Below are 12,874 nucleotides of genomic sequence, written 5' to 3'. Positions count from 1 at the left end.
TCAATACCTCCGGGAAGGGGCATTCGTCGCCTCATTTGAATATCTCCGGTTGGGGCGGCGGTTCCAGCCCTCGTTGACGGGGGGTTTCACGGGTGCGGGCTGCTTGGCCGTGGCGAGGGTTTCGAGCCGGCCCGTGAGGGACAGGATCTGCCGGGACAGGGCAGCAGGTCTGATCTTCTTGTATTCGGTGTCCATGCGGAGCACGGCCATGGGCGAGACGCCGGGGTCGGCTTTCGTGCGTCTGTGCGGGGTTGCCGGAGCGTCGTGCTTCTTGGTGACCTTGGCTCCGACGCGGACCTTGGCGATGAGCTTCTGCTGGGGCAGCAGGTAGTTGGTGAAGATCCGGTCCAGTTCCCAGACCTGGTTCAGCAGCTCCAGTTCCGCGGCGGTGTCGTAGCGCAGGTAGCCGACGAGTTCACGGACCCTGGCCCAGTTTTTCTGCTCCACGTGGGCCCCGTCGTTCTTGTTGCCGGACCGGGAGCGGGTGAAGGTGATGTGGTGTTCCAGGCAGAAATCGTACAGATGGTTGTTGATGAACTCGCTGCCGTTGTCCGAATCGATGCCGATCACGGGAAAGGGAAACACCGACAGGACGTGCTGCAGGGCAGCGAAGACGTGCTTCTGGGCCCGGTTGGGCACGGACCTGTTCACCGTCCAGCCCGTGGCGATGTCGGTGACGGTCAGTGTGAAGCAGAACTGCCCGGAGTTGTTGGACCCTTCATGGCCGACCAGGTCGATCTCCACGAACCCGGGCACGGCATCATCCCACTGCGCCCAGGTCCGGATCGGGATCTGGGATTTCAGCAAGGACCCGGGCTTGGTGTGGGAGCGCCCCCGGGGCAGCAGCTTGGCCCGTTCCCCGGCCAGCCGCCTATCGATCGTTGCAGCGCTCATCCGCGCCAGCAGGGCCGCCTGCGGATCCGTGACCTGCAGCGCTCCCTCGTCCCGCAGCATCGGAACAAGTTCCGGCATCGCCGCCGCCAGCAGCCGTCCGGCCGGCGCCCGCAGCACCGCCCAGCACTGCACCAGGCCCGGCTGCAGATCCGCCCCGTACGCCGGAGCCCGGCCCGCCCGCACCGGACGCGGCCCGGGCGGATCAAGGGCATGCCGCAGCACCGCCCGCGCATAGTCCCGGTGCCAGCCCGTCAGCTCGACCACCTCGTCCAGGATCCTGCCCTTCCGGACCCGATCACCGGCCCGGTAGGTCCTCGCCAGCTGCTTCGTCACGGCCTTGCGCTCGGCCATCGTCAGTCCCATCCACCCTGCGTAACCCGCCACCGCCCGACCGGCAACCCCGAACCAGCCGGAGAAATGCTTATGAGGCAACGTATGCCCCTTCGCGGAGGTTTTTTACGAGTCAACTCGTCCTGTTCCGTCTGGGCGGCGGGCAGACTAGCCTGAGAGGGCAAGTCACTGCAGATGGAGGCGCCATGCACAGCAAGAAAAAGAAAAAGTCCTGGAAGGACATGACTCCGGGGCAACGGGTAGGCGTGCTTGTGGTGGGTGCGGGACAGATGGCGTTGCTCATCTCGGCACAACGCAGCATTTCCAAGACCCCCGCGGCCCAGATCAGGGGAAGCAAAGCCGTATGGCGGGCCGCAAGCTTCATCAATTTCTTTGGGCCGCTGAGCTATTTCCTGTTCGGCCGCCGTCGAGGAACTGCGTGAGCTGACTCTCCAAGGCCGAACGGTCCCGCAGTTCGCATTCCCACACGGTGAGAACCTCCCATCCTGAGGCTCTCAGCAGTTCGCGCTGACCGGCGTCGCGCTCCCGGGTGCGGTTGCGTTTGGCTTCCCAAAAGTCCGCGTTGGCCGTCGGCGCGTGCAGGCCTGCCTTGCAATCGTGGAAGTGCCAGAAGCACCCGTTCACGAAAACCACCTTGCGTCGGCTGGCAAACACGAGATCCGGGCTGCCGGGCAACTTCCCGCCGGCGGCCCGGCCGTGGAGCCGGTACCGGTAACCCTTGGCATGCAGGAGCCGACGGACCAAGAGCTCGGGCTTGGTGTTCTTGCCCCGGATCTTGGACATGTTCAGGCTGCGTTGCTCAGGCGTCAGCAGGTCGCGGCTCTCGCCCATATCCTCAGTCTACGCAACGCCCCCTCCAACGCCCGCTCACGTATGTGGGCCTTTCTTGCAACGCCCGCTCACGTATGTGGGCCTTTCTTCCAACGCCCGCTCACGTATGTGGGCCTTTCCTCCAACGCCCGCTCACGTATGTCGGCCTTTCTTGCAACGCCCGCTCACGTATGTGGGCCTAATCCGAAACCCTCGCTCACTTGATCGCTTGGCTCCCGCGAGAACGTGAATTCTCCACGTGGCGAACGACTGATAGCATTCGCCGGTGAGTCGAGGGATATTTCAGCGTTTAGTAGGCATTGTTATCGCGGTAACAGTTGGCGGTGCGGCGGCTCTATTGTGGTTCGCTATCGCGTCAACCGGGAATTCAGCGGTCGAATCGCGGGCTGAGGGCATCGTCCTTGGCGTCTGGAGGGTCCTCTATGATTCCGTGGCGCCGCAACCCCGCGTCATTCTGACGGCCATCGCTTTTGCACTGCTGCTGTCCGCTGGAGTGGCGTTGCTGGAGCGGCGCATCGCCAACAGATCCCGGCGGTCCGCGAATCCCCGGACGCCCCTCGCGCCAAAGATCGTCATGACGGAAACCCGTGGCGTCTACGCCGGCCCCGTAACCGTTACTGTCTTGATTCCGGCACACAATGAAGAAGCTTCGTTGCCGGCCACTATTGCCTCCCTTTTGACCCAATCGCATCGTCCGGAACGCGTGATCGTGGTGGCCGACAATTGCACCGATGCAACCGCCGCCCTTGCCCGCGAGGCCGGGGTTGAGGTCTTCGAATCGGTGAACAATACGAAAAAGAAGGCCGGCGCACTCAACCAAGCGCTGAAGTGGCTGCTGCCTGGCCAAGGCGATAACGACGTCGTGATGGTGATGGACGCCGACACTAGCCTTGACGATGGTTTCCTGGAGGTCGCAGTCTCGCGGATGACCAACGACAGGGCCTTGATGGCCGTGGGTGGCCTCTTTTACGGGGAGGAGGGGCACGGAATTGTCGGCCAGTTCCAGCGCAACGAATATATCCGGTATTCCCGTGAAATCGGACGACGGCGTGGCCGCGTTTTTGTGCTGACCGGTACGGCCTCGCTTTTCCGTCCCCGTGCGTTGCGCACCGTTGCCCAGAGCCGCGGTGAATCGATTCCGGGAATTCAGGGAGACGTTTACGACACAGCATCGTTGACCGAGGACAATGAGCTCACGATTGCCTTGAAGTCCCTTGGCGGCCTCATGATTTCCCCAATGCAGTGCACCGTCGTCACTGAGTTGATGCCGAATTTCCGCACGTTGTGGGCTCAGCGGCTTCGCTGGCAGCGGGGTGCCTTGGAAAACCTGGGGGCCTACGGAGCAACACCCCAGACGCTTCGATACTGGGCGCAGCAATTCGGCATTGGCTATGGAGTGATTGCACTCAGCGCCTACCTCCTGCTGATCCTTTTGATGGTTTTGTCTCTGGATACCTGGATCTGGTTCCCGTTCTGGCTCGGAATCGGGATCGTCTTCTCGATCGAGCGGGTTGTGACGGCGTGGAAGGGTGGCTGGCGGGCACGCCTCTTGGCCGCCACGCTCTTTCCGGAATTGTTCTTCGATATGTTCCTCAACGTGGTTTATGTCAAAGGAATCATCGACATTTCCCTTGACCGGCAAGCCACCTGGAAACACCTCGACCATTCACAAAGCGGCGAAACCTCGAAGGCGCAGTAATCATGGCTATTCTTGCTTCCATTCCTACCGGAATCTTGTTTTCTGAAGGAATTCTGCATTCCGATTGGTTTGCCGTTCTGGCGACCTTCGTAGCGATTAATACTTTGATGTATGGTGCGCTGGCCATCGCCAAAATCTTGCCGAAAGTGCACCCCGGCGATTGGGTTCGCACCCGGAATCAGCGATCGGAAACCCGGAGCATCCATCCCGATGCCCGCGCCGTGAACGAAGCTACGGACTTCCTCAAAAACCGACGCTGACCGCGATTCGGCTTTGCGAGCTGAATGCCCAGAAGCGCCGCCGCGCGTTGTGCGGCCATTCGGGGTCGAGCGTCCGGACATGTTCCGCTTTATCCGAGAGGTGCTCGACGGCGGGCGGCGGTTCGTCGCTTCACTCGCCTTGCCGCCGGGTAAGGCGGAGGGTGCGGTGCCCCCCGTTGTGCGGCGCCGTGCTGTCGAACGGATGCGATGTAATGAAACGAAGCCTGTGGATAACTTTCTCGCCAAGATAGGCAATTGAGTTACCATTTTGGGAAACGTTCAGTCTTGAAGACTATTTGGGGATAGCAAACCATGACTTCACGAACCTCGGTTTCAGCTCGCAACCGCCTTTTCGTCATTGGCAGCCTCACTGCGGCGTTGACGTTGACTGCCTGCGGGAACACCACCCAGCCGCAGGCCGAACAATCCGCGCCGCCCAGTGTTTCCGCCAGCGCCACTGCCACTCCAACTCCAACCCCGACGGCCGCCTACAAACCCGCGGACGCCAAAGGGAAAGCGCAGAACGTGCCCGTTCCGGTGCTGCCGGAGGCCGCGAAGGCGAACAGCAAGGAGGGTGTGGAGGCGTTTGCTAGGTACTGGTACGACTTGCTCAACTATGGTTTTGAGACTGGTCAATTGGGACCCATTAGGGAAGTAACAAGCTCGACTTGCGCGATGTGCAGCAAGGTCTTTCCTGGGATCGAGAGATGGAGCTCTGATGGCCGATGGATTGTCGGAAGCAAAATCCAAGTTCAGGCCGTAAAGTCGAACTTCGCCGACTCGGTTAGCGGTGAGCGTCAGGTAACGGTGCAGTCGCAACAAGCAGCCGGAACCTTGCATAATTCTGACGGCAGCGTCGGTCAGAATGTTGCGGCCTCCGGTGTTCTCGGCGATCTGATCGTCGCCAAATACGTTGATGGCAAATGGTTCGCTTCGAACGTTGACCGATTGGGTAGCTAGTGGCTGCCTGGAGCCGGGTTGGAGCCCGGGGTTTGGTTAGCCTGTGCCTTGCTGCGGTGGGCGTGTTCATTGCCTCGCCGGCGTCCGCAGAACAGCAGCGCGATTCAGATATTTCGTGGAGCCAGCGCGGGATTGGTGTTTGGAGGTATCACGCTGGCAGCGGGTCGTGGGTGGATTTGCCAGCAGTTGGAGTCGAGGATCCTAAACAGTACAAGTTCGAGTTGCTATGCCTCGACAACGGTCAGAACAACTTTGACAAAGGGTGTCTCGCGGGGGCCGTCGAATGCAAGGAGGGAGAGAACGGGAGGCCGGTCCGGTGGTTCGAGTCGCTCAAAGCTTTCGATCCACCGCTATGGACTGCCATACGGCCGGATCGATGCCTCTATTCAGAGAAGCCGACAGACGTCCTAGAGAAAATCGCCGCCCAAATACAATCGAAATTCGAACAACTTCCAATCTCTCCTGCCATCTCCGGTATCCAGCCATTTCCGCATACGCTGAAGGGGGCTGAGACCAACTTCTACGCAGAGGCCTCAGCACAGACTTTCACTCTTGACATGCTCGGGCAGAAAGTAGTCATACGGGCCGAACCGGTCGAATACAAATGGGACTACGGAGACGGTGAAATGCGCGGGCCGGGACCGACTATGGGCAGTCCACTTCCTGAAGAAAGATGGGGTGAAAAGACGCGCACGAGTCATCGTTACACCGGAACGGGCGACTACTGGGTTGTGTTGACCACCACATTCCGCGGCACCTACTCCGTGAACGGTGGTCCGAACATGCCGATTCCCGGCACCGGACAGTTTGCATCGCCGTCACAGAGGGTGAGCGTCTGGCGGTCGATCACTCGCAACTACGCCGATAACTGCATCGTGAATCCTCGCGGCGAGGGATGCCCGGGCGTCCCCTAGGACTCGGGAAACGCGCCGAGTTCGACGGCGGCACCCGGCCCGCCCGCAGAAGGCGGAGCGCCGCCGTCGTGATGTGATCCGAGTCTCAACAGGAATAGTTGCAGGCGCGTGACAGTTGGCGCTAGTGGACCTGTTCCCGTTTGAAAGGCACTGCCCATGTTGTTTTCCCCTTTGACTCTCGGCGAGATTGAACTTCCCAACCGCTTGGTCATGGCGCCGCTGACCCGCCTCCGTTCGGGCGTCGAGGGCGTTCCCGGACCGCTGGTCGTGGAACACTACCGGCAGCGTGCTTCCCTCGGACTGATCGTCAGTGAAGGCACCTACCCCACGCCTGCTGGGCAGTCCTACCCTGGGCAGCCCGGTCTCGTCACGGAGGAGCAGATCGCGGGTTGGAAGAAGGTGACGGACGCTGTCCATGCCGAGGGCGGTCGGATTTTCGCCCAGGTCATGCACGGTGGCCGCGTTTCCCACCCGGACATCACTGGCGGTCACGAGATCGTCGCACCCAGTGCTGTGGCCATCGACGGCGACGTCCGCACGCCGAACGGCAAGAAGCCGTACCCGGTGCCCCGGGAACTGAGCGCCGATGAACTTCCCGCGGTGATCCAGGAAATCGTCACGGCATCCTGGAACGCAGTCGAGGCAGGATTCGACGGAGTCGAACTGCACTCGGCGAATGGCTACCTGCTGCACGAATTCCTGGCCCCCAACAGCAACATCCGCACCGACAGCTACGGCGGTTCCCCGGAAAACCGTGCACGCTTCGTGATCGAGACCGTCAACGCCGTGGTGGAAGCCTTGGGCGCCAACCGGGTGGGCATCCGGATTTCCCCGGAGCACTCGGTCCAGGGGATCGCCGAGACCGACCCCGCCGATGTCAGCGCAACCTATGAAGTCCTGGTGGACACCATCGCCTCCCTCAACCTCGCGTACCTCAGCATCCTCCACCACGATCCCAAGGGTGAACTCGTCCAGGACCTGCGCGAGCGTTTCAACGGCACGTTCCTCGTGAACACCGGCTTCGGCGTAGTGACTACGCGGGATGAAGCCTTGGCACTCGTGGCCGACGGTCACGCCGACGCCGTGGTGGTTGGCCGCCCGGCCATCGCCAACCCGGACCTCGCGCGGAGGTGGCGTGAGGGTCTTCCGCTCAACGAACCGGATCCGTCCACGTTCTACGGCGAAGGCGCCAAGGGTTACACCGACTACCCGTTCTACGCCAACTAGAACACCCGATCCCCGACGGCGGCACCTCCGAAAGGTGCCGCCGTCGCGGTTTAAGCCGTTCCCGGCTTCCGTCCCGGCTGGCAGGAACAAAATCAAGGGCAAAGTAGTCGCCCCTGGGTGGTTCCCAGTGCCAATTCCGGGTTTAGGGTTTTTAGTGAAGTAACAATCCCGAAGCGGCCCCGGGCCGGGGGAGGGGTGGTTGTGATGGCAACGAAGACCCAGTTTGTCAGGGGCAGTCGTCAGGCCCGTATCGAGCGCGCGATTGCCAGCCCGCACTACAAATGGACGGTCCTGGTCAACGCCACGCTTGGTGTACTCATGGCGACCATCAATTCCTCCATCATGCTGATCGCCCTGCCTGACATTTTCCGCGGCGTCCAGGTGGATCCGCTTGCCCCCGGCAACACGAGCATGTTGCTGTGGCTGGTGATGGGCTACATGGTGGTCACGGCGGTCCTGGTGGTTACCTTTGGCCGGCTCGGCGACATGTACGGCAGGGTGAAAATGTACAACGCCGGCTTCGCAATCTTCACCGTGTTCTCGGTGCTGTTGTCCCTGACGTGGCTTTCCGGCACTTCCGGCGTCCTTTGGCTGATCATCATGCGCGTCCTGCAAGGCGTCGGGGGCGCCATGCTGATGGCCAATTCCACAGCGATCATCACCGATGTTTTCGAGGTCGACCAGCGCGGCCTGGCGTTGGGCCTGAACCAGGTGGCCGGCATCGCGGGGTCCTTCCTGGGCCTCATCATCGGCGGGTTGCTGGGTCCGTTGGACTGGAGGCTCGTGTTCCTTGTCTCCGTGCCGGTGGGGCTCGCGGGTACCGTTTGGGCCTATCTGAGCCTGCACGACACCGGGATCAGGCAGCCGGCCAAGCTGGACTGGTGGGGCAACGCAACGTTTGCGGTGGGTCTGATCGCCGTGCTGGTCGGCATCACCTATGGCATCCAACCCTACGGCGGCAACACCATGGGCTGGACCAACCCGTGGGTGCTCACGGCGCTGATCGGGGGCGCCGCGGTGCTGGGGGTGTTCTGCTGGGTGGAGATGAAGATAGACGAGCCGATGTTCCATCTGGCCTTGTTCCGCATCCGTGCCTTCACCGCCGGGAACCTGGCCTCCTTGATGTCCGGTATCGGCCGGGGCGGCCTGATGTTCATTCTGATCATCTGGCTGCAAGGGATCTGGCTTCCGCAGCACGGCTACAGCTTTGAAACCACGCCGCTCTGGGCCGGCATTTACATGCTGCCACTCACCGCGGGGTTCCTGATCGCCGGCCCGGTTTCGGGCTGGCTATCCGACCGTCACGGCGCGAGGTTGCTGGCCACTTTGGGCATGGTGGTGGCGGCGGCCAGCTTCCTGTGGCTGCTGGTGCTGCCCGTGGACTTCACGTACCTGCCCTTCTCGCTGGCGTTGTTGGTCAACGGCCTGGGAATGGGGCTGTTCGCCGCTCCCAACCGGGCCGGCATCATGAACGCGCTGCCGCCCAACCGCCGCGGCGTGGGTGCGGGCATGAGCACCACGTTCCAGAACTCGGCCATGGTGCTGTCCATCGGTATCTTCTTTTCGCTCATGATCACCGGGCTGGCCCGGACGCTGCCGCAGACACTGACCTCAGGCTTGATGGCGCACGGGGTGGCTGCCGCGGACGCCGCGAAGGTTGCCCATTTGCCGCCGGTGTCTGTGCTGTTCTCCTCCTTGCTGGGCTACAACCCCGTCCAGACATTGCTCGGACCGAAAGTGCTGAACGCCCTCCCGGCCAAGGACGCGGCCTTCCTGACCGGCCGCGCCTTCTTCCCGAACCTGATTTCCGGCCCGTTCGCAGAAGGGCTGGCCGTGGCGTTCGCCTTTGCCATTGCGGCGTGCCTAGTGGCCGCTTTTGCCTCGGCCCTGCGCGGCGGGAAATATCAGTACCAGGAACTTCCGGGCAGGCACGAGGCAGCCGAGCGGCAGGCATCACCCAACTGACTCGCATTTGTTGTCGTTTTCAGCCCTCATAACGACAACAAATGCGAGTCAGTTGGGTCTCCACGCTGGCAAAGGCCCACAAAACCACCGAGTTGCTCCAGGCCTTCCGGCCGGGTGGGCAGGTAGTTGCTCAGTTCCGGTGAGCGCACGACGACGGCGCGCCACTGACCGCGCGACACCGCCACATTGATCCGGTTGCGTGAGAGCAGGAACTCCATGCCGCGCGGTACTTCGGCGGCAGCGGACGCAGCCATGGACACGATCACGACTGGAGCTTCCTGGCCTTGGAACTTGTCCACCGTCCCGACCCGCACGCCGCGTAGGCCAGCCGCCCTCAGTTCGTGCTGGATGAGCTGGACCTGGGCGTTATAGGCAGCCACCACAAGGATGTCCTTTTCGGCCAGCGGCCGTTCCCCGGATGATTCCCGCGGGTCCAGCCACGCCAGGCCAAGATGCGCCCGGACCTGTCGGACTACTTCCGCAGCCTCTTCCGGAGACTGTGTGGAGTTGCCGTCGTGCTGGACGTAGACGCACTCGACGCCGGCCGGGACTCCGGAGAGCCGCCGCCCGGAAGCAGCCGGTGCCGAATGCAGCCGATTGTCATAGGAAAGCTCGGACACTGCAGCGCACAAATCCGGGTGCATGCGCCACGACGTCGCCAGGAAGTAGCCGAGTTCGGCGGGCAGCGTGTGCATACCATGGGCCAGCCAGCCGAGGGCAGACTCATCCACCGGTTCCGGGTGCTTGCCCTGCGTGACTTGGGGCAACTGCTGTGGGTCGCCAAGGAGCAGCAGTCTCTTCGTTGCTCGGCTCACGGCGAGGGTGTTGGCGAGCGAGAACTGACCGGCTTCGTCGATCACGAGCAAGTCCAGGGATCCCACTGGAACGGTCCGGCCCGTCATGGTCCATGCCGTGCCGCCGATCAAGCAGCCGCCCGGCGCGGCAAGCAACCGCTCGATGTCGTCCTTGGCTTGCTGGTCCCAGGGAACGGGATCGTCATGCTTCATTTCCTTGGCGATGAGTGCAGGGTCCACCCCGGCCTTGACTGCGGCGTGGAGCATGTTCTCGACGACGGCATGGGACTGTGCAACAACCCCTACCTTCCAGCCAGCACGCACCAGCCGCGCGACAACGTGCGAGCCGACGTACGTCTTGCCCGTTCCCGGCGGGCCCTGGACGGCCAGATATGACTGGTCCAGGTCCGACACAGCAGCGGCGATGGCGTCCACGTATGCATCGTCGCCGGTCCCGACGGTGGGCAGTTCCGCAAGGGTGGCCAGCCGAGGCGGGATTCTGCGCAACAGGTCCAACGCTGGGTCCTTGGGCCACGACGGCAGATGGGAACGGACCTTGATGGCCAGTTCGCTGAGGGCCTTCCGTTGCCCGTCTGTGTTGACCGGAGCGTCGGGCGTCAAGGCCATGGGAAGCTGCGAGTATTCCTCGGCACCCTTGGGCAGCCGCTCTGAAATGGCCACGACATCCGAAGCGCCATCGTCGGGCCCCGCAAGCGCGCCGTCATCATCAAAGTCGGGATCACCAAGCTCGATGACCTCCGTGCCGGACATCCCCGATCGCCCGAGGGCGCTTTCGTTCTTGCCAAGGAAGGCATCCGGGAGCGGAGGCCCGTACATCCGGAAGTACTTCTTGCCGGGCGCGAAACCGGAGCCATCGGCAGCGTGGCCGAACAGCCGCACCTTCCGGGCCGGGTTGCTGCGCGGAGTCGGCTTGGCCCAGTCTTCCAGCACCTCGCCGCCTTCCACGATGAAGCAGTCCCTCGTGTCTTCCCACTCTGAGACGGGCCGGTCCAAGCGGTCGAAGTGTCCCCACCAGAATTGCTTGTCCTCGCGCCGGTGAAAGCCGACCGCGGCCGCCACCATCGCCACCGCCCGGTTGTCGTCGGAGCGAAGGGAATCCTCCGGCAATTCCGACAGGTAGTCGAGGAGGGCTGTTTCCTCGGGTGCGGCCTCGTACTTGTCCGGCTCGGTCTCCGCGGGCAGCCCGGGTCCCAAAGAGGCTGGAAGACCGGGTTCAATGGAGCGCTCCGCTGCCAAGCCCAGCAGCCAATTCCGCAGTTCCAGCGTGGAGAGGCAGTCGTATTCGTTGTAGTCGGAAATACCAGCCAGGATCGTTGCCGCTTCATCTTCGCGGTTCGCGTCCCGGGCGGTGCAGTAGTTGGCGTAGGCAACCACGGAGGCACCGGCGTCGGTCACGTCACCCGAGCGCAAATGCTCGCCCATGTACAGGGGTTCGAGTTTCTTGATGCTGTACGAATCCGCAGAGATGCGGATGCTGTGCCGGACAGTGTCGTAGAGGTCCACCAGCACGCCTTCGCGGAGAAGGTTGTCCACTGCGGCCTCGCCGACGGTGTGGATGACAGAAAGGTTCCGCAACGCGGTTTTCTCGTAGGCGGCGTAGTGGTAGATCCGCATGTCCGGATACTTCATGCGGCGTTCTGCCACGTACTCGAGGAAATCGATGAACGCTTGCCGTTCTTCAGCCCGCGAGTGTGCCCAGAACGGCTTGAACACGGGAGATCCTCCCGGCTCCGTCGGATTTTCCACGACGCCGAACAAGTACTCGAGTCCCCAGCGGCCGGTGACCGGGTCTTGCCACAAGGGGTCTCCTTCGAAGTCGAAGAAGATGTCTCCGGCGTCGGGCCCGGGGAGCCGGGCCAAGGAGTTGGATTCCAGGACCGAATAGCTGATGCTCTTTGCCTCGCCGGACTTGTCCGTGTAACTGACGGTGCCATCGGGGGTGGCTGTTCCGGTCTGGAGTCGGGCTTGTTCCTGCAGGCGCCGCGTGGCGGAATCCGGGGCGTCGGGCATGTCGGCAAGGGCCTCGATGGTGCAGATGCCGTTGTCCATGAGCTTCTTGCGCCGCGTGATTCTCATCCCCGCCACCATCAGCAGGTCGCGGTGGAGGCGTACTTGTTCTTTGCAGTAGTCGCACCGGCCGCATGCGGTGACTCCGGTCGCGCCCCATTGGACAGGCTCCAAGCCGGATCGGTGCGCGTCCGTCAAAGCGAGGAAACGGTCCCGGCGCTCACGGAATACCGGCAGGACATCGGCGAGCCGGTGGTTGCTGTGCACATAATCGAAGCCAGCAGCGTCCCGCTGAATCGTGGCCCCTAGCACAAGGGTCAGGTCCGGGGCCGGGGTGATTCCCGCCTTGAGCAGTTGATCGCCGTAGGCCGCGAGTTGCAACAGCGCCGTGACCTTGGCGTGGCGGGCGAGCTTGGTGTCGTACACCGCATAGCTGCCGTTGGGCTGTTTGACGAGGAAATCGGACCGTCCGTGAAACTGTCCGTCGAAGAATGCGGCCTGGAAGACCACATCCGCGCCGGATCGCAGCGCCTCGATCGATTCCGCATGCTTGTCTTGCAGGGTGGTGCGGTCCATGGCGTCGGCGGGTACGACGTCGAACACGCCTGTGCGCTTGACCGGATCCCAGGTGCCGAACTCGGCCACGAAACGGTCCAGCACCCTGTGCTCGTGAACGTCGCCCAGCGCGGCGGTGCGCTCCAGCATTTCGTCGACGTCGAAGGCTGGCTTCTGCGCGAGGCCCAGCTTCTCGTCCAACTTGCGCAGCAACTGGTACTCGCAGGTGGAGGCCGTGACGAGGTCGCTGGCGGAAAACACCAAGTCCTGCGCTTGCCCTGCATCTACCGAATCGAGAAAAAACACCGTGTCCCCAGACCGTTGAGCTGATGAAGCCAAGCTATCAGTGCGGTCCGACAGTAAGGCAGCCCCGGCGTGAGTGCCAGCACGAAAGGG

At 62.7% G+C, this 12,874-nt stretch carries 10 protein-coding genes; 7 read left to right on the top strand and 3 right to left on the bottom strand.

Features of this window, described 5'->3' with window-relative positions:
* Positions 1–1,326, bottom strand: a complete 1,326-nt coding sequence (locus ACSBOX_RS16270; RefSeq protein ID WP_442543177.1) for an integrase catalytic domain-containing protein — start codon at positions 1,324–1,326, stop codon at positions 1–3.
* 104 nt (positions 1,327–1,430) lie between these two features.
* On the opposite strand from ACSBOX_RS16270, the gene ACSBOX_RS16265 reads away from it, so the two are divergent.
* Entirely contained in the window at positions 1,431–1,667 is a 237-nt protein-coding gene (locus ACSBOX_RS16265) for a PLDc N-terminal domain-containing protein (protein ID WP_442543377.1), read from the top strand.
* Here the strand turns inward: ACSBOX_RS16265 and ACSBOX_RS16260 are convergent.
* Positions 1,609–2,076 carry a very short patch repair endonuclease gene (locus tag ACSBOX_RS16260; protein WP_442543376.1) on the bottom strand — a complete coding sequence of 156 codons (468 nt, stop codon included), beginning with the start codon at positions 2,074–2,076 and terminating at the stop codon, positions 1,609–1,611. The genes ACSBOX_RS16265 and ACSBOX_RS16260 overlap by 59 nt on opposite strands.
* 430 nt (positions 2,077–2,506) lie before the next feature.
* On the opposite strand from ACSBOX_RS16260, the gene ACSBOX_RS16255 reads away from it, so the two are divergent.
* The 6 genes from ACSBOX_RS16255 (at position 2,507) to ACSBOX_RS16230 (ending at position 9,101) form a co-directional block, all read left to right on the top strand.
* Complete coding sequence (locus tag ACSBOX_RS16255) at positions 2,507–3,775, top strand: glycosyltransferase family 2 protein (protein WP_442543375.1); 1,269 nt, start codon at positions 2,507–2,509, stop codon at positions 3,773–3,775.
* A 2-nt stretch (positions 3,776–3,777) separates the two neighbouring features.
* Entirely contained in the window at positions 3,778–4,035 is a 258-nt protein-coding gene (locus ACSBOX_RS16250; protein WP_442543374.1) for a hypothetical protein, read from the top strand.
* A gap of 312 nt (positions 4,036–4,347) precedes the next feature.
* Positions 4,348–4,995, top strand: a complete 648-nt coding sequence (locus ACSBOX_RS16245) for a DUF6318 family protein (protein WP_442543373.1) — start codon at positions 4,348–4,350, stop codon at positions 4,993–4,995.
* A 56-nt stretch (positions 4,996–5,051) separates the two neighbouring features.
* Positions 5,052–5,909 (top strand): hypothetical protein, encoded by an 858-nt coding sequence (locus ACSBOX_RS16240; protein WP_442543372.1) that lies wholly within the window; start codon positions 5,052–5,054, stop codon positions 5,907–5,909.
* A gap of 156 nt (positions 5,910–6,065) precedes the next feature.
* Positions 6,066–7,136 (top strand): alkene reductase, encoded by a 1,071-nt coding sequence (locus tag ACSBOX_RS16235; protein ID WP_442543371.1) that lies wholly within the window; start codon positions 6,066–6,068, stop codon positions 7,134–7,136.
* A gap of 204 nt (positions 7,137–7,340) precedes the next feature.
* Positions 7,341–9,101: an MFS transporter gene (locus ACSBOX_RS16230; protein WP_442543370.1), complete on the top strand. Its 1,761-nt coding sequence runs from the start codon at positions 7,341–7,343 to the stop codon at positions 9,099–9,101.
* 26 nt (positions 9,102–9,127) lie between these two features.
* Here ACSBOX_RS16230 and ACSBOX_RS16225 read toward each other — a convergent pair whose 3' ends face one another.
* Positions 9,128–12,784, bottom strand: a complete 3,657-nt coding sequence (locus ACSBOX_RS16225; RefSeq protein ID WP_442543369.1) for a TM0106 family RecB-like putative nuclease — start codon at positions 12,782–12,784, stop codon at positions 9,128–9,130.
* Positions 12,785–12,874: the final 90 nt, after the last annotated feature.

The sequence above is a fragment of the Arthrobacter sp. KN11-1C genome, assembly GCF_052180225.1.
Lineage (GTDB): Bacteria > Actinomycetota > Actinomycetes > Actinomycetales > Micrococcaceae > Arthrobacter.
The sequence above is the reverse complement of the archived record's forward strand: the minus strand, read 5'-3'. Positions and strand labels throughout refer to the sequence as shown.